Origin of the sequence: Halomonas sp. RT37, assembly GCF_040070525.1 — a bacterium.
GTDB lineage: Bacteria > Pseudomonadota > Gammaproteobacteria > Pseudomonadales > Halomonadaceae > Halomonas > Halomonas litopenaei.
The window spans coordinates 2,058,138-2,082,415 of sequence record NZ_CP098827.1 but is presented as its reverse complement, the minus strand read 5'-3'; the positions used below and the strand labels follow the sequence as shown (position 1 = coordinate 2,082,415).

Below are 24,278 nucleotides of genomic sequence, written 5' to 3'. Positions count from 1 at the left end.
CAAACATCAATCGGAAGTCATCGCCTCGAGGCGAGCGTGTACCCGGCGCCAGCGAGACAGGGCCGGCAAGGCGTCCAGGTCAGGACGAGCGCGGCCATAGCGCAAGCGTGAAGCCCGGCGAACGGTACGCTCGGCGCAGGCATCGAGCACCGCCTTGGCAGCGGCTCGGTCATTGCACACCAGCACCATGTCACAGCCGGCGTCGAGGGCCGCCTGGGCGCGCTCCACCGGCCCACCGGCGACCTGAGCGCCGGCCATGGTCAGGTCATCTGAAAAGATCAGGCCCTTGAAGCCCAGGCTCTCACGCAGCATGCCAAGCCAGGGGCGCGAGAATCCTGCAGGCCTTGGGTCAAAGGCGGGATACACCACATGAGCCGGCATCATGCCATCGAGCTTGGGTGCCAGAGACTGAAACGGCACCAGGTCGTGCTGTCGGAGTTCGTCGAGGCTACGTTCGTCACGCGCGACTTCATGGTGGGTATCGGCCTTCACCCCCCCATGCCCCGGAAAGTGCTTGCCGACCGCCGCCATCCCCGCGTCGTGCAGCCCCTCGACAAAGGCGCCCGCCAGCAGCGCCACGGTCTCGGGGTCACCGGCAAAGCTGCGATCACCGATCACCGATGACAGCCCGACGTCGACATCCAGCACCGGCGCGAAGCTCAGATCGAGGCCACAGGCGGCCATTTCCATACCCAGTAGCCAGCCGGCGTCCTGGCACAGCCGTACGGCCGTCTCGGGTGAGTCCAGGTACTCCTGCCCCAGGCGGGACATCGGCGGCAGCCGGGTGACTCCGTCTTTCAGGCGCTGGACACGCCCTCCTTCCTGGTCGATGCCCAGCAGAAGATCAGGACGCACCTCTCGAATCGACCGGCACAGTTCGCGCACCTGGTGCGCATCTCGAGTGTTGCGTCCAAACAGGATGACACCACCGGTGGCGGGATGCTCGAGCAGCGATCGCTCCTCTGCCGATAGCTCATGGCCATCGAGATCCAGCATCACGGGTCCGAACGTCTGGGTCATGTCGCTTACCTGATCGGAAAAAGGGAACAATTTTAGACTAATGGCTGAGCAGGTGACACCCCAAGGGCGACGCAGGAAGCCCGGCAAGGGACGTCCAGGCCCCTGACATCACCCGCTGCCTTGCCGTATCACCAGACAATCGCCTCTTGCCAACGGTAGAATAGCCTCCTTTGACCGCCCCCGAACCACGGAGCTCCTTTTGCTTTTTTCGGATGTCACTTTCGCTTCTCTTGCTCTTGTTGCTCTGCTGGGGTTATGCCTCGGCAGCTTTCTCAATGTCGTCATCACCCGCCTTCCGGTCATGTTGATGCAACAGTGGCGCACCGAGGCCCGCGCGGCTCTCGAATTGTCAGACGATATCGAGGAGCCACTGTCACTGGCCCACCCACGCTCTCGCTGTCCGCGCTGTCTCACCCCCATCGCCTGGCACGACAACCTGCCGTTGCTGGGATGGCTCAAGCGTCGCGGACGCTGCGCCAACTGCCAGGGACGCATCAGCATCCAGTATCCGCTGGTGGAACTGGCCAGCGCCCTGCTAGCGGTCTGCTTCTGCATCCTCCACGGGCCCACCTGGCCTGCCCTGTGGCTTTACGGCGCCAGCCTGACGCTGCTGGCCCTGGCGGTGATCGATCTGCGCACCCAACTGCTTCCCGACGCCCTTACCCTGCCCCTTTTATGGTGTGGCCTGCTTTACCAGCTGCTGTTCAACCCCGCCAGCCTGGATGATGCGGTGATCGGGGCCACCGCCGGCTACGCCGTGCTGTGGGCCATCGGCAAGGCCTTTCACGTCCTCACCGGACGCGACGGCATGGGGCTTGGTGACGTCAAGCTGATTGCCGCACTCGGCGCCTGGCTCGGCTGGCAACTGTTGCCACTGGTGATATTGATCGCCGCCTTGCTAGGTGCAATTTCGGGTCTGCTGATACAGTGGAGGTCCCGACACCTGAGGGGCCAGCCCTTGCCGTTCGGTCCTTCGCTGGTATTGGCCGGCGGTCTCGGCCTGCTCGCCGGCAATGAACTGCTCACCGGATATCAGGCGCTGTCGGGACTGACATGAAGACGGCTGCGCTCGGTGAGACGGGGTGAATGGCGTCTCGAAATGCAGGGTTGCACCTCGTAAACTGCGTTCTCTCAGCGCTGCAACCTTTGATCGTCGCTTGCCGACGTTGCACTCAAGGCCCAGGCTACTGCACCACACAAGCACTACGCTGAACACACGAAGGGAGTACGGGTGGCATGATAATTGGACTGACTGGTGGCATCGCCTCAGGCAAATCGACGGTGGCCCGTCTGTTTGGCGATCACGGCGCTCGCTGGGTCGATGCCGACGATATCGCGCGCGAGGTGGTCGCCCCGGGCGAGCCGGCCCTCAAGGCCATCGTCGACCGATATGGAGATGCCATACTGACCAGGGAAGGTCGCCTCGACCGTGCAGCCCTGCGCGCCCTCGTCTTCGCCGACGAAAAGGAACGCCGCTGGCTTGAAGCGACCACCCATCCACGCGTGCGCGAACGGTTGGTCACGAGACTGTCACTGCTGCGGCAGCAAGACGCCCCCTATGTGCTGCTGGTTTCCCCGTTGCTGTTTGAATCCGGGCAGGTGGACATGGTCCAGCGCACCCTGGTGGTGGACGTACCAGAAGCGCTGCAGATCGAACGCACTACCCAGCGTGACGATGTCGACCTGGCCCAGGCCAAGGCTATCGTGGCCTCGCAGATGGGTCGTGACGAGCGGGTGTCACTGGCCGACGATGTCATCACCAATGACGGTGATCTAGCGGCGCTCTCCGAGGCCGTCAAGGCACTGGATGCCACCTATCGCAGACTCGCCGCCAAGGCCTGAGCCTGCCTCTTCCGCTATCGACGTTTACGTCTTGCATCAGGAGCCCCACATGTCACACAGCACTCGTCAGGGCACCTTGAAGGTTGCTTGCCCACAATGTCGCAAGGAAGTACTCTGGACGCCCGAGAACAGCTATCGCCCCTTCTGCAGCAAGCGCTGTCGTCTTATTGACCTGGGGGCCTGGGCCGATGGCAGCCATCGCATTGCCGGCGAACCCGCCATGGACGAAACCAGCATCGATGAGTGGGTCGCCAGAGCCGAACGCGACCTGCATAACCAGGACTGAACGATGGACCGGCCAGGCAATGCCAGCGCCCCGTCACGGCCCGCCTACCAGCTATTGGCAGAGCTCGACGCAGGGTTCGATCGGATCATCGCGTGCGCCAGAGAGGTCGTCGACCGCTGGCAGGCATCACGCCTTCCTGCCTGGTCCTTCGATCGCGAGACAGCCGATGCGGACTGGCTGCGCCAGGCGTTACTGGATCTGTGGTATGCCGACGGCCAGGACGGCCGTGTCACCCGCAGCTATATCGGACTGGTGGCCGCGGACCCGGTTACCTGCGAGGCGGCTCTGGCGCTGAACCAGGCCAAGGCTGAGTTTTCTGAACGGCTGAGCGACATTCGCCAGCAATCGCCCCAACTGATACCCGAGATCAAGGCCAGGCTGCCGATACGCCACCCGGAACTCAATGATCACCTGGGGGGCGCCGGCCTCGCCCGCCTCCATCTGAAACAGACCTGGCGCGTCCTGCCCATCGCCGAGGCGCCGGTGGAGCGGGTTCGTCTGGCCTGGTACGCCAGCGGACGCTCCATCACCCGCTTGAGCGTGGCCGAAGTCGAGCGCAAGCTGATGGCCTTCGACACCGAGTCACCGCACATTCGCATTCAACTCGAGCGCCTCGCCGGCATTCCTTCCAGCGAGCCCCTGGCCCAGGTGCAACGACAGGCACCGCTGATGCGAGCCAACCTCTTTTACCGGGACCCTCTGCCGGACGGTCGCCTCAGGCGTGCCATGAATGCGGCTCTACCCCTGCTTGTGCCCCAGGCGCAGCTCCCCCATCACAACCTTCCGCCGGCACAACCGCCAGCCGAACGCCAACGCGCCCGGAGAAGCGACGAACGCCTCGAGGACAGCCCCTTCCTGCCAAGCTTGAGAGTCTTTCGCTACCGCTGAAGGGCCCGCTACCGCTGAAGGGCCCGGTGCGTCGCACACCAGCGCGCCCGCTCAACGAGGCTTGCCCCTGACCTGCCAATGCACCTGCACCCCACCTCAGGCGCCTGCGTTCCGGCAACCGCCATAAGCAGCGCGCGCCTGTCGGCAAGCGCTGACATCAGCAATTGCTGACATCATTTTGCAGTATTTGCGCAAAGACGCCACGGCCTTTACCCACAGAGCCGTCGGAAAATCCCTGTCAAAATCGCACAGGTTGAAGTCCGGCAAGACCCATCTCGATGACCCCTGACAAAGGCAGAGGTCATGCGGTCAGGCGATGCGCCCCATCGATTGCAGCGTGGCGACCAATTCCCGCACCGATTCAGGGGTCTGGGCATATTCCTGGATCAAGCCCAGCAGCCGCCGCTCGAAGTCCTCTTCCTTACGACGCTGCTCTTCTTCTTCCAGGCTGTCGATGGAGCGGACCGGAGGGCCGGTGGGGATCTCGGCGGCCTTGTTCGGGTTGTCCAGGCTGCGCAGCGCTTCCGCGAAGGCGTCATCCAATTCACGAAAGCGGCGAAGCTTCTCGCGTTCATCCATAGGCTTTTGGGAACTCTGAGATTTCATTTGTTACCAGTCGTTAACGTCGATGGAGGTGCGACAGATTCAGTATCCTGCGGCACCACCTTATCAAGAAAGGCTCGAAAATAACGCCTTTTTTACTTTCACAACAGCATGTTAGATATGCAATCCATCACTGACGTTTTGTGCACAAACGATCAAAACGGCACATTGCACTTGCCAGACAGGCGCGCTAGACTGCATAACTACGTAACAGGATGTATCCTAACGCTACAAACCTACACCATCATACCTCGGGACAGGCGGATGTTCCGACTACAACGACCAGCGATACGGACGCTCGGATTCGCTCTCCGAGGACCCAGGGAGGGTCGGGTCCGCGCCGATGGTTCAGGGAGGCAAGACCATGTTCAACGAGATGATGCGCGCCGAAATCTGGCTCCAGGAAACCCTGGACAGTCAGCTGAGTATCGAAGATCTTGCCACGCGTATGGGGTACTCCTCATCCCAGGTGCGTCGGCGCTTCCGCCAGTCGTTCGGCATTTCGCCAAGTGCCTACCGCGACATGCTGCGGCTCGAGAAGGCCGCCAGGCTGCTGATCCATACGCCCCACGGCGTACATGATATCGCCAAACGCTGCGGCTATCGCAATCACTCGGCGTTCACCCGCGCCTTCCAGCGCCGCTACCGTGTCGCTCCCCGGGAGTACCGCCAGAACCAGCGCCTGGAACTCTATCGCCAGCGCCACAATCTGCCCCACTTCTCGGTGAAGATGGCCGACCTGCCGCTGCGGCGTGCCGCGGTCACCCGCCTCTATCAGCCGCCCGAAATCATCGAGAACCTGGACAACTGGCAGCGTAATGCCGAAGGCGCCTACGATCTCCCGGCACGCCTCACCAATGCGGCACCGATCGCTATTCTTCACGATCACCCGCTGGCCAGCGAGGCGCCCCGTATCGACCTGGGTGTCCACGTCGACGAGGAACACGCACACCGCCTGGCGCTGCCACTGCCGTTCCGCCTGGTCATGCTGCCGGCCCAGCGACACGCCTGCATCACCCTCGAGGACAGCTCACACCTGACCAGCGCCATGCTGTTCATGGCCTGTCGCGGCCTGTCCGAACACGGCGTCTACCTGAGCGGCGAAGCGCCTCAGCTGGTCAAAGGCAAGTATGGGCTGGAACTGCGACTGCCGCTACTCGAAGAGGACTGATCGCTTAGCCTCTCCGAGCCCGCAAGCCTCCCTTCTGGTGGCCACTTCGGTGGCCACCTTTTGCGTTCCATCATACCAGAATTCAAGCAGAGTACCGGCAACGGCAAGGCCACAGCCCCGCCTCGCCTGGATCACACTGTTCCTGCATCACACTGTTGCAGTGGGAGGCCACGCTTCGCCCCCTCCCCGGAAACCAGAAACATCGCAAGGGGCAGTCGAAGCTACGGGCTTCGGGCTTCGCCTCCAACGAGACGCAGCCGATCAAGGAATACCGTGCAAAAAGAAACCGTCCCGAACAATACGACGACGTCACTGTCATGTCGATGGTTCAAGACGGCTTCTGGCACCGCAAGCCTGAAGATCGAAACAGTGCCGGACCGATGCAACGTCCAAGGCACTCCCTCGTCTGCGGCTCAAACAATCATCAGTCTTCTACACGTACCAGCCAGGACTCGACGGTGTCATTACCGTGCTCTTCCTTCCAGGCCTTCAACGTCTTCTGATTGCCACCACGAGTTTCGACGACTTCGCCGGTATTCGGGTTCTTGTAGATCTTGAGCTTGCGCTTGCGACGACCGCCAGCGGCCGGGGCAGCGGCCTTTGCCGGGGAAGCAGCGGCCTTCGGATCCAGGATGGCGATGACGTCAGATGCGCTCTTGTCGAACTCTTTCATCAGCTCTTCGAGCTTTCCCTTGAACTCGAGTTCGGACTTAAGACGGTCATCGTTCTGGAGCTGACCAAGTCTTTCCTGCAGTTGCTGGAGCTGCTGCTCCATCTGCATATAGTCATTCAAAAGTGAAGACATTAAGGTACGCCTATAGTAGTTGCTTTCGGATGCAGAGGCATTATCACTCCTGCATGAGTATATGACAACCAGCCAAACGACGTTATTCAAACGTTATTGGCCAAAGGCAAAGTCAAAATCCTGTCAAACAAACGGTAGATGCTTACAACAAGGGCATCAACCCCAAAACACGTCCCCTCAAGCATATGCGGTAAAAACTCGCCCCACTCACCAATAATACTGAGGCAGCGCCGCCACGAGGGGCATTCAAGCCCTCTACAATTTCTTACATATAAAAAAAGAGCGCTCCCCGGAGGAAGCGCTCTTGACCATTACCAGTCCCGAACAGTGTCGGGGGTCCGGCTTAGTCCTGACCCATCTGCTGCTTGATCAGGTCGCCGATGGTGGTCGGGCCACCGGTCTCGACTTCCTGGTCGCGCAGCTTGCTCATGTTGCGACGGGTGTCGTCCTGGTCCTTGGCCTTGACGGACAGGGCGATCTGACGGTTCTTGCGATCGACGCCGACGATACGGGCCTCGACGCTGTCGCCTTCGTTCAGCACGTTGCGCGCGTCTTCGACACGGTCAGCGCTGATCTCGGACGCCTTGAGCACGGCAACGACGTCAGTCGCCAGCTCGACGTGAGCTTCCTTGGCGTCAACCTCGACGACACGACCGGTAACGATGGTGCCCTTGTCGTTGACAGCCAGGAACTCGGCAACCGGGTCGGTATCGAGCTGCTTGATACCCAGGGAGATGCGCTCACGCTCCGGATCGATGGACAGGATGACGGCTTCGGCCTCATCGCCCTTCTTGAAGGAACGCACGGCTTCTTCGCCAGTCTCGGTCCAGGAGATGTCGGACAGGTGAACCAGGCCGTCGATGCCGCCGTCCAGACCGATGAAGATACCGAAGTCGGTGATGGACTTGATGGTACCGGCAACGCGGTCGCCCTTGTTGAACTGGGCGTTGAAGGTTTCCCACGGGTTGGCGGTGCACTGCTTGATACCCAGGGAGATACGACGACGCTCTTCGTCGATATCCAGCACCATGACGTCAACATCGTCACCGACCTGAACCACCTTGGACGGATGGATGTTCTTGTTGGTCCAGTCCATTTCGGAGACGTGAACCAGACCCTCGACACCCTCTTCCAGCTCGGCGAAGCAGCCGTAGTCGGTGAGGTTGGTGACACGGGCGTGCACCTTGGTGCCTTCCGGGTAACGATCCTTGATGTTGACCCACGGATCTTCGCCCAGCTGCTTCAGACCCAGGGAGACGCGGTTGCGCTCGCGGTCGAACTTCAGCACCTTGACGGTGATCTCGTCGCCGACGGCCACGATCTCGCTCGGATGCTTGATGCGCTTCCAGGCCATATCGGTGATGTGGAGCAGGCCGTCAACGCCGCCCAGATCAACGAAGGCACCGTAGTCGGTCAGGTTCTTGACGATACCGATGATCTGCTGGCCTTCCTGCAGGGTGGCGAGCAGCGCTTCACGCTCGGCGCTGTTCTCGGCTTCGAGAACGGCACGACGGGAAACGACAACGTTGTTGCGCTTCGGATCGAGCTTGATGACCTTGAAGTCGAGCTCTTTGTTCTCCAGGTGCGTGGTGTCGCGCACCGGACGAACGTCGACCAGAGAGCCGGGCAGGAAGGCACGGATGGAGTCGACGTCGACAGTGAAGCCGCCCTTGACCTTGCCGTTGATCACGCCCTTGACGATCTCTTCCTTCTCGAAGGCAGCTTCCAGCACCTTCCACGCTTCGGCACGCTTGGCCTTCTCGCGGGACAGGCGGGTTTCGCCGAAGCCGTCTTCCACAGCTTCGAGGGCCACGTGGACCTCGTCACCGACGGCAATGGTCAGTTCGCCGCTGTCGTCGCGGAATTGCGCGGCAGGGATCTGACCTTCGGACTTCAGGCCGGCATTGACGGTGACCCAGTCACCTTCGATGTCGACGACAGTAGCCGCGACGATCGCGCCCGGCTCCATGTTGATGTCCTGGAGAGACTGTTCAAACAGTTCAGCAAAGCTTTCGCTCATGATGTTCCTACGTGATCAACGTTGAGTGCGGCAGGGCCGCTTCTCCGCACCACCAGCAAGTGCGGGCCATATTCAAAAACCCCCGGGGATGTTGGCACTGGTTGGACCTGACCGAGTTTTCCGTTTCCTGTACTCGGGCACGTCGTGACATCTGGCCGGGGACGCCGCAAGGGAGTTCAGGTGCCGGACAGGAGCCCCTTTCGGGACAACAGTTCGGACAGCCGATCAACCACTTCCGGTATGCTCAGGCGGGTCGTGTCGAGCTCGATGGCATCATCGGCCGGCACCAACGGCGCCACGCTACGCTGCGTATCGCGGTCGTCGCGCGCCTGAATCTCCTTCAAAAGACTCGATAGACTAGCATCCACCCCGGCCTCCCGCAACTGCAGGTGACGCCGGCGCGCCCTTTCCTCGGCGCTGGCGGTCAGAAATATCTTCAAGGGCGCATCGACGAACACCACGGTGCCCATGTCACGGCCATCGGCGACCAGGCCGGGCGCCTGGCGGAAGTCCCGCTGACGCTCGAGCAGCGCCTGGCGCACCGCCGGCAACGCCGCCACCAGAGAGGCACTGTTGCCCACCTGCTCGGTGCGAATCTCGCGAGTCACGTCACGCCCTTCGAGCTCGACCACCGCCTCGCCGTTCTCGGCGCGAAACACCACATCGAGGGCCGAGGCCAGCGCCGCCAGCGCCGGCTCATCGTCCAGCGCGATGCCCTTGCCGATAGCCGACAGCGCGGTCAGTCGGTAGAGGCTGCCGCTATCCAGCAGATGCCAGCCCAGTCGCTCGGCAATCAGCCGGCTGATGGTGCCCTTGCCGGCGCCGCCGGGGCCATCGATGGTCAGCACCGGGGCCGAATGCTCGTCATGATCGCTCATGCCTGCTCCTCGCGTACCTCTTCGAGTTCAAGGCCGACACCTCGTGCCAGCTCCACAAAGCCGGGGAAGGACGTAGCCACGTTGGCGCAGTCGTTGACTTCGATCGGACTCGAGGCTCGCAGGGCCGCGATGGTGAAGGCCATGGCGATGCGATGATCCTCATGACTGTCCACGCGCCCGCCGCCATAGTTGGCGCCGTCGCCGCCCTTGCCGACGATGTCGATGCCATCGTCATAAAGGGTGTTGTCGATACCCAGCACGCTCATGCCGTCGGCCATGGACTGCAGGCGATCGGACTCCTTGACCCGGAGCTCCTCGGCACCGCGAAGTCGCGTGGTGCCTTCGGCGTTGGCCGCGGCAATGAACAGCGCCGGGAACTCGTCGATGGCCAGCGGCACCTGGTCTTCGGGAATGTCGATGCCCTTTAGCGGCCGATAGCGGATATGCAGGTCGGCGACCGGCTCACCTCCTACCTCTCGCTCGTTCTCGAGGCGCAGGTCCGCCCCCATGGCGGTCAGGATATTGATCACCCCGATCCGGGTCGGATTGATGCCGACGTGCTCCAGCACCAGATCCGACCCCGGGGTGATGGCCGCCGCCACCAGGAAGAAGGTCGCCGAGGAGATATCCGAGGGTACATCGATCGGACCAGCGGCCAGCTTGCCGCCGCCCTGCAGCCAGCAGGTATCGCCTTCGCGCTCGACGGCGTAGCCAAAGCCATTGAGCATGCGCTCGGTGTGATCGCGGGTCGGTGCGGGTTCACGCACTCGAGTCTCGCCCTCGGCAAACATCCCCGCCAGCAGCAGACAGGACTTCACCTGGGCGCTGGCCATGGGCATGTCGTAGTGGATGCCCTTCAGCGCCTGGCCGCCCTTGATCCTAAGCGGAGGACGCCCGCCTTCGGCGGTGTCGATCACCGCCCCCATCTGGCGCAGCGGATCGGCCACCCGCCCCATGGGACGACGTGTCAGCGAGGTATCACCGGTCAATTCGGTGTCGAAGGCCTGCCCCGCCAGCAGCCCGGCAAACAGCCGCATGGCGGTGCCGGCATTGCCGACGTAGAGCGGACCTGCCGGCTTCTTCAGGCCGTGCATGCCGACCCCATGGATGGTCACGCGGCCCTGGTGCGGGCCCTCGATGGCCACCCCCATCTCGCGGAAGGCCTGGAGCGTGGCGAGGCTGTCCTCGCCCTCGAGGAATCCGGACACCTCGGTAACGCCCTCGGACAGCGCGCCGAGCATGATCGAGCGATGGGAAACCGACTTGTCGCCGGGGACCCGGATGCGACCGGTGACGCTTCCGCCCGGGGCCACCCGGTAGCGCAGCATGGCTGATTCTTGCATCTGATATTCCGCCTGATAACTGGTCTGATTCAACAGAGTATCGAAATAGTGGCGCGCATGACTGGCGCGGTCGAAGGTGGCCAGCAGACCGTCGCCATCACCACGGTTCACCGCGTCCCTGAGTCGGGCCAGACCTGACTCGAAGTCATCCAGGGCTTCGAGCACGGCACCCCGGTTCGCCTGAAAGATGTCTCGCCACATCACCGGATCACTACCGGCGATGCGGGTGAAGTCGCGAAAGCCGCCGGCGGCGTAGCGGAAGATATCGAGGCGCTCATCCTGGCGCGCCAGGGTATCCACCAGCGAGAAAGCCAGCAGATGCGGCAGATGGCTGGTGCGCGCCAGCACCTGATCGTGGCGAGCCACGTCCATCTCCAGCACCTCGGCACCGGTCAACTGCCACAGGGCCCGTACACGCTCAAGCGCACCGGGGTCGGTGGCGCAGGTAGGCGTCAGGATCACCTTGTGGGCCTGGTACAGCTCCGGATTGGCCGCCGCCACGCCGCTCTTTTCCGAGCCGGCGATGGGATGCCCCAGCACAAAGCGCGCGGGAAGCTCACCGAAGGCCTCGATGGCGGCCGCCTCGATCGCTGCCTTGGTGCTGCCGACGTCGGTGATCACCAGATCGCCGGCAGCGCGGCCACGCAACGCGCCTAGCTCGCCCATGACCTGGCCCATGGCCAGCACCGGTACCGCCAGCACCACCAGGGTAGCCCCCTCGATGACCTCGGAGAGTTGTGTCGAGCCCGCGTCGATCAACCCCATGCGACGTCCGCACTCGAGCTCCTTCGGGTCTGGGTCACAGGCCAGGATGAGACTGTCATCCCCCTGCCCCACCCCCGCCTTGCGCAAGGCGGCGGCCAGCGACCCTCCGATCAAGCCAAGTCCAACGATGACGATGCGTGAAGCCCGAGGCAAGGATGCGGGTACTGCGCCACGCGTTGCCACTTCCTGCATTGCGACGTCCTGCATTCCTTCTTGCTGCATTCCTTCTTCCTGCATTACTACAGGACCCCCTGGGGGTAGGAGCCGAGCACCTTGACCTCGGAGACACGCAGGCGCACCTCCTCGAGCAGCGCCGACACCCGCGGCTCCTCGACGTGGCCACAGAAGTCGATGAAGAACACATAGTTCCAGGCACCGGTGCGCGAGGGTCGCGTCTCCAGACGCGTCAGGTCGATCTGGTGGCGGTGGAACGGCTCGAGCAGGTCGTGCAAGGCACCCGGCTGGTTGCGGGTCGCCACCACCAGCGACGTCTTGTCGACCCCGGACATGGGCACGTCCTGGTTGCCGATGATCAGGAAACGCGTGGAGTTGTCCGGGCGATCCTCGATCTTCTCCGCCACGTGGCTAAGGCCATAGAGCTTGGCCGCCATGTCGCCGGCGATGGCCGCACTGTGCCACTCGCTCTTGACCAGCCTGGCCGCCTCGGCGTTGGACGACACCGGTACCCGCTCGGCGTGGGGGAAGTGGGCATCGAGCCATTTGCGACACTGGGCGAAGGACTGAGGGTGCGAGTAGATACGCGACACCTTGTCCTTGAGAGTAGTGTCGGCCACCAGCAGGTGATGATGGATGCGCAGCACCACCTCACCGCTGATGCGCAGCCCCGAATCGATGAAGGAATCCAGGGTATGGTTGATCACGCCTTCGGTGGAGTTTTCCACCGGTACCACGCCGTAGTTCACCGCGCCGGCCTCGACCTCACGGAAGACCTCGTCGATGGCCGCCATGGGCAGGCTGATGGCGCTGTCGCCGAAGTGCTTGAGCGCAGCCTGCTGGGTAAAGGTACCCTCGGGGCCGAGATAGGCCACCTTGATCGGCTGTTCCAGCGCCAGGCAGGCCGACATGATCTCGCGAAACAGCCGTGCCATTTCTTCGCTGTCCAGCGGCCCCTGGTTGAGCTCCATCACCCGGCGCAGCACCTGGGCCTCGCGCTCGGGGCGATAGAACACCGCCTGGGGGTCGCTTGCGGTCTTGGTCTCCGCCACCTGGCGCGCACACTCGGCACGCTCGCTGATCAGGCGCAGGATCTCGGTGTCGATATGGTCGATGCGCTGACGCAGCGACGAGAGGTTCGGCTCTTGCGAATCACTCATGGGTTGTCTCCTTGTAACGCCCCGTGACCGGGCGTTGACGCATGGCTGGCGAAACCTGGCCCCGCCACCTCTTTACTGGGTGCGCCAGCTCTCGCACGAACCTCAGCCGCGCCGCTTCTCGAAATCGCCCATGAACGCCACCAGGGCGTCCACCGCGGCCTCAGGCACCGCGTTATAGAGGCTTGCGCGCATACCGCCGACGCTGCGATGGCCCTTGAGATTCAAAAGCCCCGCTGCTTCCGCCTCTTCCAGGAAGGCGTTATCCAGGGCGCTGTCGGCCAGCACGAAGGGCACATTCATCTTCGAGCGATTACGCACCGCGATGGGGTTGGAATAGAAGTCGCTGCGGTCGATGGCCTCGTAGAGCTTGGCCGCCTTGCGATCATTGATCTCGGCCATCGCCTCGAGACCCCCGACGTCGCGCTTGAGCCAGTCGAACACCAGACCCGCCAGGTACCAGCTATAGGTAGCCGGCGTGTTGATCATCGACCCTGCCTCGGCCAACTGACGATAGCTGAACAAGGACGGCATCTCGCTCACCGCCTGGTCGAGCAGATCATCACGCACGATCACCAGCACCAGCCCGGCCGGCCCGATGTTCTTCTGGGCGCCAGCGTAGATCACACCGAAGCGCGAGACGTCCAGCGGCTCAGACAGGATGGTCGAGGAAAGATCCGCCACCAACGGCACCTCTACCCCGTCGCCGCGCCGCGCCACGGGCACAAAGTCCAGTGCCAGACCACCGATGGTCTCGTTGGGGGTCACGTGGAGGTAGGCGGCGTCGTCGGACAGCGCGATATCAGCCTGCTGCGGTGCTTCGACATGGCCATTCTCGGCGCTGGAGGCGGCAATGTGGGCGCTGCCGAATAGATGCCGCGCCTCCTTGATCGCCTTGTTGCCCCAGATACCGGTTTCGATGAAGTTGGCCCGGCCGCCGTGGCCAAGCAGGTTCATGGGCACCGCGGCAAACTGCTGGGTGGCACCACCCTGGGTGAACAGCACCCGATAGTTGTCGGGCACTGCGAGCAGTTCACGCAGGTCGGCCTCGGCGCGCTCGGCGATGGCCACGTACTCGCTGGAGCGGTGGCTCATCTCCATCACCGAGAGCCCACGGCCCTGATAGTCCAGCATCTCGCGCTGGGCACGTTCGAGTACTGCGGTAGGCAGCGCGGCGGGCCCCGCGCAGAAATTGTAGTGGCGTGTCATGGTGTCCTGGCGATTGATCGTCAAGGGCAGGCGTCCGGCGACGCCCGCCAGTCACTATATAGGTGGGCCACGGCGTCCATCGCGGACACCGTGGCACCCCGGATCAGTCGTTATTGTCGGTGTTGCTGTCGTCGGCCGCGCTGTCGTCGCCCGGTTCGGCGCTGCCACCCTCGGCGGCGTCATCTGCCGAGTTCTCGACGGCGTCCTCACTACCTTCTTCGCCCTCGGCATCGAGCTCGTCGTCGCCTTCAAGCTCCTGGATACGCACGGTCTTGACCAGCGCCTCGGCCTCGCCGAGGCGGATCAGGGTGACGCCCTGGGTGTTGCGCGAACTGATCGAGACTTCCTCGACCCGGGTGCGCACCAGGGTGCCGCGATCGGTGATCAGCATCATCTCATCGCTGGAACAGACCTGCATCGCCGCCACCATGGCGCCATTGCGGGCGCTGGTCTGCATCGCGATCACGCCCTGGCCGCCACGACCACGCAGCGGGAACTCCTCGAGACGGGTACGCTTGCCGTAGCCGTTTTCGCTGCCGGTGAGGATATAGATCTGGCCGTCGTCACCGCTGGCGTCGACATCACCGGCCTCGCCACGCTCACCGCCCTCGGCGTCGGCATCGATCTCGAGACTCTGCGGGATGATCAGGCTGATCACCTCGGCGCCATCGAGCAGTCGCATGCCACGCACACCGCGCGCGGTGCGGCCCATGGCACGGACCTGGGACTCCTCGAAGCGGATCGCCTTGCCGTTGGACGACAGCAGCATGGCGTGGTCGCTGCCGGAGGTAATGGCGGCGCCCACCAGGCGATCGCCCTCCTCCAGGTCGATGGCGATCAGGCCAACGCTGCGCGGACGCGAGAACTGCTCAAGGCTGGTGCGCTTGACCGTGCCCCGGGCGGTGGCAAAGAAGATGTAGCAGTCCGGATCATAGTCCTTGACCGGCATGATGGCGTTGATCGACTCGCCTTCTTCCAGCGGCAGCAGGTTGACCAGCGGCTTGCCGCGGGACCCGCGACTGGCTGCAGGCATCTCGTAGACCTTGAGCCAGTAGACCTTGCCGCGATTGGAGAACAGCAGCACGGTGTCGTGGGTCGAGGCCACCAGCAGGTGCTCGATGACGTCCTCGTCCTTCATCGCGGTGGCCGACTTGCCACGACCACCACGACGCTGGGCCTGATAGTCCGACAACGGCTGGGTCTTGGCGTAACCGGAACGGGACACCGTGACCACCATGTCTTCCTCGGCGATCAGGTCCTCGATGGACAGGTCCAGGTGGCTTGCCTGAATGTCGGTACGACGCTCGTCGGCGAACTGATCGCGCACCGCGATCAGCTCTTCGCGAATCACCTCGAGCAGGCGATCGGCGGAGGCCAGGATGGCCATCAGCTCGGCGATCTTCTCGAGGATCGACAGATACTCGTCGAGCAGCTTCTCGGTCTCGAGGCCGGTCAGGCGGTGCAGGCGCAGCTCGAGGATGGCCTGGGCCTGGGCCGGCGACAGACGGTACTCGCCTCCGGCCTGGTCCAGACCAAAGCCTTCTTCCAGGTCTTCGGGCTTGCACGAGGTGGCGCCGGCGCGCTCCAGCATGCCGGTGACCTGGCCGGGCTGCCAGGACTTGGCCAACAGCTTTTCCTTGGCTTCGGCAGCATTCGGCGAGGCCTTGATCAGCTCGATCACCTCGTCGATGTTGGAGATCGCCACCGCCAGGCCTTCGAGGATGTGGCCGCGCTCACGCGCCTTCTTCAGTTCGAACAGGGTGCGCCGGGTGACCACCTCGCGACGGTGGCGAATGAAGGCCTCGAGCACCTGCTTGAGGTTCATGGTCTTCGGCTCGCCGTCCTCCAGCGCCACCATATTGATGCCGAAGACATTCTGCAGCTGGGTCTGGGCGAACAGGTTGTTCACCACCACCTCGCCACTCTCGCCGCGCTTGACCTCGATCACCACCCGCAGACCGTCCTTGTCGGACTCGTCGCGCAACTCGGCGATTCCCTCGATCTTCTTGTCCTTGACCAGCTCGGCGATCTTCTCGATCAGCCGCGCCTTGTTCACCTGGTAAGGCAGCTCGGTGACGATGATGTGGTCACGGCCGGACTTGTCGTCGTGTTCGATGGTGTGCTTGGCGCGAATGTAGATGCGCCCGCGGCCGGTACGATAGGCCTCGAGGATGCCCGCGCGGCCGTTGATGATACCGCCGGTGGGGAAGTCGGGCCCCGGCACATGCTCCATCAGATCATCGACGCTCAGGGTGTAGTCGTCGACTAGCGCCAGGCAGGCGTTGATGATCTCGTTCATGTTGTGGGGCGGGATATTGGTCGCCATGCCCACGGCGATGCCCGAGGAGCCGTTGACCAGCAGGTTCGGCACCTTGGTCGGCAGCACGTCGGGGATCCGCTCGGTACCGTCGTAGTTGTCGACCCAGTCGACAGTATCCTTCTCGAGATCGGCCAGCAGCTCGTGGGCCAGGCGCGCCATGCGCACCTCGGTGTAACGCATGGCGGCGGCGTTGTCGCCGTCGATGGAGCCGAAGTTGCCCTGGCCATCGACCAGCACGTGGCGCATCGAGAAGTCCTGGGCCATACGCACGATGGTGTCGTACACCGCACTGTCGCCGTGGGGGTGGTACTTACCGATCACGTCACCCACCACACGGGCGGACTTCTTGTATGGCTTGTTCCAGTCGTTACCCAGCTCGTGCATCGCAAACAGCACACGCCGATGAACCGGCTTCAGGCCATCGCGCACGTCCGGCAGCGCTCGGCCGATGATCACGCTCATCGCGTAATCGAGGTACGACTGCTTCAGCTCGTCCTCGATATTGACTGGCAGAATCTCTCTGGCGATGTCACCCATGGGTCGTCAAGTCCTTTGCACAGCAACAGGTAGGCGCGTCACGCAGCCGTGACAAGGCGCACAAATACAGCGACCTAGCATACCACCCTTGGGGCCTTCCGCGCAGCGTCTGTCGTTGTGTGCGGCGCCTTGACCGCTGCCGTCATGACACCACCAGCGGCGCCAGGGCATCACGCAGCTCACCCTCGATCGCCACCGCACTGCTGCTGGCCACGTCCAGCAGCACGAAGGTTAGCTCGGCGCGAGCTACCATGGCTCCATCGCGGCGGCGCAGGATCTCGTGGCGCATCTTGGCGCTGCGCCCGCCCAGGGCCGACAGACGGGTGGAAATATCCAGCTCGTCACCGGCCACCGCCGCCTGGCGATAGTCGATATTGAGATTGACCGCGACGAAGGCGACATCTCCCTTTCCCAGGCGAGACATCAGCGCCGGATGCTTGTCGAAATAGTCCCAGCGCCCTTCCTCCATGAACTCCAGGTAACGGGCGTGATTGACGTGGCCATACCCGTCCAGGTGGTAGCCACGAACCTTCAGCGAAGTGGTGCTGATAGCGTCTTCCATGTCATTGCTCCTCATTTAAACTACTGTTTGATTCTGACCTCGAGCGGGCAAAGTGGCAACACTGTCACCAAAGAGGGACGGGCGCGGGCGACGCAGCCTGCTAGGCTTGGCCGCAACCCTGTTCAATCGACCATTGCAATGGCTGGCAACTGGCACCCGAAGGGACCATTCGCCATAATGTGCCTCCTTTTTGACCCGAGAATTGCTCCATGTGGTTCAAGCACTTGCACCTCTACCGTCTGCACGACGCCAGCACCCTGGACAGCGAGCAGCTGGAGACGGCCCTCGCCGAACAGGCTTTCCGCCCGCTCGGTGGCACCGAAGCCCGCCGCATCGGCTGGACGACGCCTGCCGGACGGGGTAGCGATCGCTATCTCCACGAACTTAAGGGCCAGCGCCTGATGACCGCCCTGCGCCAGGAGCGCATCCTGCCCGCTTCGGTGGTCCGCGAAGAAGTCGACGAGCGCGTCGAGGTCATCGAGACCCAGGAAAGCCGCAAGCTACGCCGCCAGGAAAAGCAGGCAATCAAGGAGCAGGTCTACGAGGAACTGTTGCCCAGGGCCTTCGTACGCAGCCAGAAGACTGACCTCTGGTGGGATACCCGGCGAAACTTGATCGCCGTCAACAGCTCCAGCCGAAAGCGCGCCGAAGAGCTGCTGGATCTGTTGCGCGAGTCCCTGGGAAGCCTCAAGGTAACGCCGCTCTCGGCCCAGACACTGCCGATTCGCGCCATGACCACCTGGCTCAACGACGCCTCCTCGCGCCCCGCCGACATGCTGCTCGGCGACCAGGTCGAACTCAAGGCCAAGGGCGACGACGGCGTGCTCAAGGCACGTCAGGTGGACCTCGACGGCGACGACATTCAGCAACTGCTCGAAAGCGGCCGACAGGCCAGCAAGCTGGCGCTGGGCATGGAGGGGCGCCTGCGTTTCGTGCTCCACGACGACCTGGCGGTCAAGTCACTGGCCTTCGATGACGCCTTGATCGACGAAGCCAACCAGGCAGATGACGGCGACGATGCCGTGCTGCGCATGGAAACCGACTTCATTCTGATGGCCCAGACCCTGGGTGAAAGCGTCGACCGCCTGATCGACTGGCTGGGCGGCGAAGCCCAGAGTTCTTCTGTTTCGGCTACTGACCTCACTGCGACGACACCATGACTTCGACATCCGATGCCCCGCAGGATCCCTGGCACGATATTCGCCCCTATCAGGACGACGAGGTGGCGACGACCCTGACTCGCCTGGCAGAGGACCCGGAGCTGTTGAGCGCCCTGACCCGCTACCGGCTGCCGCGCCTTTCCCGCATGATGCCCCGCCTGTCACGCACGCTGGCCAGTTGGGCGATCAAGCGTGAGACACGCGACGTCACCAGCGTGACGGCGTTTCAGCAACGCATCGCGGCCTACATGCAGCGCATGCTGAAGACCTCCACCGACGACTTTCGCGTCGACGGCCTCGATCGTCTGGACCCCGATACCGCCTACCTGTTTATCGGCAACCATCGCGACATCTCGCTGGATCCGGCCTTCGTCAACTATGCGCTGTACCTCGCCGGCCGCAACACCGTGCGCATTGCCATCGGTGACAACCTGCTCAAGAAGCCCTACGTCACCGATCTGATGCGGCTCAACAAGAGCTTCATTGTGCCGCGCAGTGCTCGCGGCAAGCGCGCCATGCTGCAGGCCTACCACAAGCTGTCGAGCTACATCCGCCACTCCATTCAGGACGACAATCACTCGATCTGGATGGCCCAGCGCGAAGGCCGGGCCAAGGACGGCATCGATCGTACCGACCCCGCGATCATCAAGATGATGACCATGGCCTACCGTGCCGACAACCGTCATGCCCCGCTCGGGGAAGGCATTGAAGCCCTGCGCCTGGTGCCGGTATCGATCAGCTACGAGTACGACCCCTGCGACGTGCAGAAGGCCAGGGAGCTGAAGGCCATCAGTGAAGACGGCAGCTACAACAAGAGCGAGTTCGAGGACATCAGCTCCATCGTCGCCGGCATCACCGGCCACAAGGGGCGTGTTCATCTGCGCTTCGGCACGCCGATCGATCGCAGCTTCGATACGCCGGAAGCGGTCGCTGCCGAGATCGACCGCCAGGTGCTGAGCGGCTATCACCTCTTTCCCAGCCACCATCTGGCGCTGGAGGCCCTGGGCAGCCATCCTGAGCTGGTAGACCTGTCCGAGGTGTCAGAGGCCGACCGCGATCGGTTCGCGCAACGGCTTTCCGAAGTCCCGGAAGACCTCAGATCCTGGTGGCTGGCCCAGTACGCCAACCCTGTCATCAACTGCGCGCGGAGCGAGCCTTCGTCGTGAGCCAGAAAAGCCAGCCGGGGCGCTCCAGACACGCCTTTGCCTGGACGGCCCAGGGCGTCACCCTGATCGGCGCCGGCGTGGACCTTGTCGTCGGCGTGCTCAAACTGGTGACCGGTGTGATCGTCGGGTCGGCCGCCCTGATTGCCGACGGCATCCACTCCTTTTCGGATATCGTCACCGACGCCTTCGTGCTGGCGGCCACCCACTACGGCCGCCAGGAACCCGACCGCGACCATCCCTACGGCCACGGCCGAATCGAGACCCTGGCGACACTGTGGCTCGGCAGTGTGCTGATCTTCGTCGCTGGTGCCATCGCCTGGTCGAGTGTCGAGCGCCTGCTCGATCGGTCTTCGAGCGCCGCACCCGGCCTCGTTGCCATCGCCGTGGCCGTGGTCTCGCTGCTGGCCAAAGAGGCGATCTACCACTACACCTTGCGCGCCGCCCGCCGCTTCGACTCACCGCTGCTCGAGGCCAACGCCTGGCACTCGCGTACCGATGCCATGTCCACCCTGGTGGTGCTGGTCGGCCTGGTGGCGGGGCAGTTCGGCGTCGGCTGGATGGACGCGGTGGCCGCCATCGTGGTCGGCCTGATGGTGGGTTGGGTCGGCGGACGGCTGATGTGGCAGTCTTCGCGGGAGTTGATCGACACCGCCCTGCCGGTCGAAGAGCAGCGTGCGATGCGCCGACTGGCGGAGTCGGTCCCGGGCGTCAAGAGCGTGCACGATCTGCGCACCCGCCAGCTCGGAAGCGACGTCGTGCTCGATCTGCATATCGTGGTCGCTCCCAGGGTCACGGTGTCCGAAGCCCACGAGATCGGTAATGCGGTCAGTCGACAACTACGCGAAGCGCACACCCGCCTGAAGGATGTCACCTTCCACATCGACCCCGAGGACGACGAAGGACAGACCGAACACAGCCTGCGCCCGGGCTTGCCGCTGCGCGAGGAGATCGAGCAACTGCTGGATGAACGCTGGTCGCATCAGCGTGCCTGGCAACACCGTACGGCGCTGAATCTGCACTATTTGGATGACCGCATCGACATTTCGTTGTACGTTGACTCTGATATCCATCATGGGGATCTCGATGACTTGGCTCATCAATTGTGCCGAGACCTCGACACCCTGCCCTGGGTAGGCCAACTGAAGCTGTGGCAAGGGCCCGGCAAGGCCTGACCTCCGCCCGGCTTGGAACTCGCCATGAGCCCAGATGCCGTCTTGTCTCGCCCGTCTCGCCGCCGTCCCCCTTCCTGGCTCGCCTGGGGGTCTGCGAGCCTGTTGGGCGCCTTCCTGGCGCTGGCACCCGCACCGGTGGACGCGACGCTCGACCATGCGCGAATGCGCGCGGCCATGAGCGCCGAGTACGGAAGTCAGGGGGTAAGAGCCCTGGACGAATGGCTCAACCTGATCGATCGCCTGAGAGGCGCCGACCTTCGTACTCAGCTGCGCGACGTCAACGACTTCTTCAATCGCAAGATGCAGTGGCTCGAGGATCGCACCATCTGGCGCCAGAGCGACTACTGGGCTACTCCCATCGAATCGCTGGGACGCGGCGCAGGCGACTGTGAAGATTACTCCATCGCCAAATACGTGACCCTCAAGGAGCTCGGCATTCCCATCAGCAAGTTGCGCATGATCTATGTGCGTGCTCGACTGGGACGTAGCCAGATCACCCAGGCCCATATGGTGCTCGGCTACTACGAGACGCCAGGCGCCGAGCCCCTGATTCTCGACAATATTGCCGCCGGCATTTCCCGTGCCAGCCTGCGCACCGATCTGGACCCGCTATTCAGCTTCAACAGCAGTGGCCTGTGGGCGGGTGGCACCACCCAATCACGGGCGGATCCCCTGGCGCGCCTGTCGCGCTGGCGAAACGCGCTGGATCGCATGCGCCAACAGGGAATCCAGTGACATCATGCCAATCCTTCATCTAGAGACGCCGCCATGTCGTTGATCAAACAACTCTGGCTCGCCATCATTGCCATCCTGCTGATTGCCCTGATCGGCAGTCTGGTGGTGGCCGTATCGGGCAGCCGCGCCTACATCGAAAAAGAAATACTGATCAAGAACGCGGACAACGCCAATGCCCTGGCCCTGAGCATGAGCCAGATGCCTGACAAGGATGAAGTGACGCTGGAGCTTTTGATCTCGGCGCAGTTCGATACTGGCCACTACCGCAAGATCCAGCTGCTCGACACCCAGGACAGACCGATCATTCGTCGCGTCTCATCAGCCCCCGAAGAGACTGGCGTACCGGGATGGTTCCGTGAGCTGGTCGCCTTCGAGGTCCCCGCCGGCACTGCGGTCATCCAGGATGGCTGGCAGCAGCTTGGCACCTTGCAGCTCGAAAGCGCACATGGCTTCGCCTACCAGTCGCTGTGGCAGAGCACCCTGCGGATGGCCGCCTGGTTCGTGGCAGCAGGTGCACTCAGCCTGCTGATTGCCTACCTGCTGGTACGCCAGATCCGCACCCCGCTGAAGACCCTGACGCGCCAGGCCAACGATATCGGCCAGCGTCGCTTCACCGTCGCCCCGCTGCCCCGCACACTGGAACTGCGCGAAGTGTCCGACGCCATGAACCGGTTGTCGGAAAGCGTGCGCGAGATGCTCCAGCGCGAGAGCGAACAGATCGACCGGCTACGCCGCCAGTTGCTGCATGACACGGTGACCGGGGCCTTGACCCGGGAAGCCTTTATCGACCGCCTCAACTACAGCCTCGAGCAACAGGGTGAATCCAGCTACGGCGTGGTGGCGATGATCCGTGCCACCGACCTGGCCGCGCTCAACGAACGCCGCGGCCACTTGCACACCAACGGCGTGCTCAGCGACCTTTGCCAACGCCTGACCGCCATCGCCGAGGCCCATGGCGAAGGCTATGTGGGTCGCCTCAACGGCAGTGACTTCGCCCTGATGCTGTGCGGCAACGTCGACGAAAGCTGGGCCCGCGAACGGCTGGACGACAATCTGTCGACCCTGGCCGAACAGAACGCACCGGTTCTGCGGCTCCCCGCTGCCCTGGCGGTCTACCACCACGGCCAGGAGCGCACCACCCTGATGGCCGCACTGGATGGCGCCCTGTCACTGGCCGAGAGCCGTCCTGGACGGGCGATCGAGTCCTGCCACAACGTGGAGCAGGAAACGCTCTACCGCAGCCGCGCCGAGTGGCGCTCATCGCTGGTCGAAGCGATGGAGCACGGCGTCCTGCTGGGACAGTATCCGGTGCTGGATCGACGCGGACAGTTGCTGCATCACGAGGCCCCAGCACGCCTCAACATCAAGGGCGAATGGCGTCAGGCGGGTGTCTTCATGCCCTGGATCGCCCGTCTGCGCCTCCACGACAGCCTGGATATCAAGGTGATCGATGCCGCCCTCGACACCATCCATCACCACCGGCAGCCGCTTGGCATCAATTTGTCCCATGCAGCGATTACCCAGCCGAATGTCGTGATCGCCCTGCAGCAACGACTCAGCGCCCGCCCGGACTCGGCCCCCTTCCTGTGGATCGAGGTGCCGGAGTCGATCGCCCGAAGCGATCTCGAGAGCTTCCGATATCTCTGCCAGTCGCTGGCCCCCTTCGGCTGTCATCTGGGCATGGAGCACGTCGGTGCGGCCTTCCGCCAGCTGGGAGATCTGCAGGACCTTGGGCTGTCCTACATCAAGATCGACGCCACCCTGTGTCGTGGCGTGTCGGAGCGGCCGGAGCAGCAGACCATTCTCAGGGGCATGGCGACCCTATGCCATTCGCTGGCGATCCAGGCCATCGCCGAGGGCATCGACGAGGATCGCGATATCGACACCCTGTTCGAGCTGGGCCTGGACGGTGTCACCGGCCCTGCCGTGTCCGCCAGGATGGAAACCGACAGGCACTCGTGAACGTCGATGACATGAAGGCTACACAACAAAGGGCCACCCGAAGGTGGCCCTTTGTCTTGCCCAGGTCGACGCATGCGACTTGAGAGGTGCAGATGCTCAGCGCTTAGATGAGGGGGTCGTCGTCCCCTACCAGATCCACATCATTGTAGCGACGACGCAATGACTGGCGGTCCATGATCTTGCGGCGGGCCGCGTCAGGCAGATCGGTGAAGCTGATCACGCCCTTGTCCATCAGCAGATCAAGCACGTCCTCGAGCACCCGCACAAAGGCCAGGTCGGAGGCATGGAACTGGGACTGTTCGTTGCGCTCGTTACCGTCTGACAGGAAGAACAACAGCTCCTGATCATCCGGCGCCATGAATTCGTCGCAGGTCGCTGTAGGCTCCCGGCTGACACAGACAAGCTTTCCTTCCCCGTCACGCTGGACGTACATGTCACGTTCTCCGCAATCTTTGTTGGTCGAGCATATATCAAGTTTCCCTTGATCAGTAGCCCTCGGCGTT

General features: G+C 63.2%; 21 protein-coding genes. 10 read left to right on the top strand and 11 right to left on the bottom strand.

What is annotated here, in order from left to right:
- Window positions 1-6: 6 nt before the first annotated feature.
- On the bottom strand, window positions 7-1,020 hold the full coding sequence (nagZ, locus tag NFG58_RS08925) for a beta-N-acetylhexosaminidase (protein ID WP_108133799.1): 1,014 nt from the start codon (window positions 1,018-1,020) through the stop codon (window positions 7-9).
- Window positions 1,021-1,219: 199 nt separating this feature from the next.
- Between nagZ and NFG58_RS08920 the strand changes: the two genes are divergently transcribed.
- The 4 genes from NFG58_RS08920 to NFG58_RS08905 all read left to right on the top strand — a co-directional run bounded on the left by NFG58_RS08920 (window position 1,220) and on the right by NFG58_RS08905 (window position 4,036).
- Window positions 1,220-2,077 carry an A24 family peptidase gene (locus NFG58_RS08920; protein ID WP_348828005.1) on the top strand — a complete coding sequence of 286 codons (858 nt, stop codon included), beginning with the start codon at window positions 1,220-1,222 and terminating at the stop codon, window positions 2,075-2,077.
- 179 nt (window positions 2,078-2,256) lie between these two features.
- Complete coding sequence (gene coaE / locus NFG58_RS08915) at window positions 2,257-2,862, top strand: dephospho-CoA kinase (protein WP_045992368.1); 606 nt, start codon at window positions 2,257-2,259, stop codon at window positions 2,860-2,862.
- 49 nt (window positions 2,863-2,911) lie between these two features.
- Window positions 2,912-3,148: a DNA gyrase inhibitor YacG gene (gene yacG / locus NFG58_RS08910; protein ID WP_045992369.1), complete on the top strand. Its 237-nt coding sequence runs from the start codon at window positions 2,912-2,914 to the stop codon at window positions 3,146-3,148.
- A gap of 3 nt (window positions 3,149-3,151) precedes the next feature.
- Window positions 3,152-4,036, top strand: coding sequence for a DNA replication terminus site-binding protein (locus tag NFG58_RS08905; RefSeq protein ID WP_348828004.1), 885 nt, complete (start codon window positions 3,152-3,154; stop codon window positions 4,034-4,036).
- Between the two features lie 309 nt (window positions 4,037-4,345).
- Here the strand turns inward: NFG58_RS08905 and NFG58_RS08900 are convergent, their stop codons facing one another.
- Entirely contained in the window at window positions 4,346-4,642 is a 297-nt protein-coding gene (locus NFG58_RS08900; protein ID WP_045992371.1) for a hypothetical protein, read from the bottom strand.
- Between the two features lie 361 nt (window positions 4,643-5,003).
- On the opposite strand from NFG58_RS08900, the gene NFG58_RS08895 reads away from it, so the two are divergent.
- Window positions 5,004-5,810, top strand: a complete 807-nt coding sequence (locus tag NFG58_RS08895; RefSeq protein ID WP_045992373.1) for a helix-turn-helix transcriptional regulator — start codon at window positions 5,004-5,006, stop codon at window positions 5,808-5,810.
- 424 nt (window positions 5,811-6,234) lie between these two features.
- On the opposite strand, the gene NFG58_RS08890 is transcribed toward NFG58_RS08895, so the two are convergent.
- The 8 genes from NFG58_RS08890 to NFG58_RS08855 form a co-directional block, all read right to left on the bottom strand.
- Complete coding sequence (locus NFG58_RS08890; RefSeq protein ID WP_108133796.1) at window positions 6,235-6,615, bottom strand: histone-like nucleoid-structuring protein, MvaT/MvaU family; 381 nt, start codon at window positions 6,613-6,615, stop codon at window positions 6,235-6,237.
- 343 nt (window positions 6,616-6,958) lie between these two features.
- A complete protein-coding gene (gene rpsA, locus NFG58_RS08885) occupies window positions 6,959-8,635 on the bottom strand; it encodes a 30S ribosomal protein S1 (RefSeq protein WP_253028711.1) in 1,677 nt (558 codons plus the stop codon).
- 176 nt (window positions 8,636-8,811) lie between these two features.
- Window positions 8,812-9,513, bottom strand: coding sequence for a (d)CMP kinase (gene cmk, locus NFG58_RS08880; RefSeq protein ID WP_045994816.1), 702 nt, complete (start codon window positions 9,511-9,513; stop codon window positions 8,812-8,814).
- Window positions 9,510-11,813, bottom strand: a complete 2,304-nt coding sequence (locus tag NFG58_RS08875) for a bifunctional prephenate dehydrogenase/3-phosphoshikimate 1-carboxyvinyltransferase (protein WP_348828125.1) — start codon at window positions 11,811-11,813, stop codon at window positions 9,510-9,512. The genes cmk and NFG58_RS08875 overlap by 4 nt, the downstream gene beginning before the upstream one ends.
- A 47-nt stretch (window positions 11,814-11,860) precedes the next feature.
- Window positions 11,861-12,955, bottom strand: a complete 1,095-nt coding sequence (gene pheA, locus NFG58_RS08870; protein WP_045994814.1) for a prephenate dehydratase — start codon at window positions 12,953-12,955, stop codon at window positions 11,861-11,863.
- Window positions 12,956-13,057: 102 nt separating this feature from the next.
- Window positions 13,058-14,161: a 3-phosphoserine/phosphohydroxythreonine transaminase gene (serC, locus tag NFG58_RS08865; protein WP_253028713.1), complete on the bottom strand. Its 1,104-nt coding sequence runs from the start codon at window positions 14,159-14,161 to the stop codon at window positions 13,058-13,060.
- Window positions 14,162-14,264: 103 nt separating this feature from the next.
- Entirely contained in the window at window positions 14,265-17,018 is a 2,754-nt protein-coding gene (gene gyrA / locus NFG58_RS08860; protein ID WP_222569874.1) for a DNA gyrase subunit A, read from the bottom strand.
- A 142-nt stretch (window positions 17,019-17,160) separates the two neighbouring features.
- Complete coding sequence (locus NFG58_RS08855; protein WP_348828002.1) at window positions 17,161-17,580, bottom strand: thioesterase family protein; 420 nt, start codon at window positions 17,578-17,580, stop codon at window positions 17,161-17,163.
- A 209-nt stretch (window positions 17,581-17,789) separates the two neighbouring features.
- On the opposite strand from NFG58_RS08855, the gene NFG58_RS08850 reads away from it, so the two are divergent.
- From NFG58_RS08850 to NFG58_RS08830, 5 genes are read left to right on the top strand one after another with little or no spacing between them, the layout of a single operon-like run.
- Window positions 17,790-18,740 (top strand): recombination-associated protein RdgC, encoded by a 951-nt coding sequence (locus NFG58_RS08850; RefSeq protein WP_045994811.1) that lies wholly within the window; start codon window positions 17,790-17,792, stop codon window positions 18,738-18,740.
- Window positions 18,737-19,906 (top strand): 1-acyl-sn-glycerol-3-phosphate acyltransferase, encoded by a 1,170-nt coding sequence (locus NFG58_RS08845; protein ID WP_348828001.1) that lies wholly within the window; start codon window positions 18,737-18,739, stop codon window positions 19,904-19,906. The genes NFG58_RS08850 and NFG58_RS08845 overlap by 4 nt, the downstream gene beginning before the upstream one ends.
- Window positions 19,903-21,078: a cation diffusion facilitator family transporter gene (locus NFG58_RS08840; protein WP_108133790.1), complete on the top strand. Its 1,176-nt coding sequence runs from the start codon at window positions 19,903-19,905 to the stop codon at window positions 21,076-21,078. The genes NFG58_RS08845 and NFG58_RS08840 overlap by 4 nt, the downstream gene beginning before the upstream one ends.
- A 24-nt stretch (window positions 21,079-21,102) precedes the next feature.
- Window positions 21,103-21,813, top strand: a complete 711-nt coding sequence (locus NFG58_RS08835) for a transglutaminase-like cysteine peptidase (RefSeq protein WP_213230663.1) — start codon at window positions 21,103-21,105, stop codon at window positions 21,811-21,813.
- A gap of 33 nt (window positions 21,814-21,846) precedes the next feature.
- Window positions 21,847-23,775, top strand: coding sequence for a LapD/MoxY N-terminal periplasmic domain-containing protein (locus NFG58_RS08830; RefSeq protein WP_222517248.1), 1,929 nt, complete (start codon window positions 21,847-21,849; stop codon window positions 23,773-23,775).
- A gap of 103 nt (window positions 23,776-23,878) precedes the next feature.
- Here NFG58_RS08830 and NFG58_RS08825 read toward each other — a convergent pair whose 3' ends face one another.
- The gene (locus tag NFG58_RS08825) at window positions 23,879-24,208 is read right to left on the bottom strand and encodes a hypothetical protein (RefSeq protein WP_045994806.1); all 330 of its coding nucleotides are present in this window, start codon (window positions 24,206-24,208) and stop codon (window positions 23,879-23,881) included.
- Window positions 24,209-24,278 lie beyond the last annotated feature (70 nt).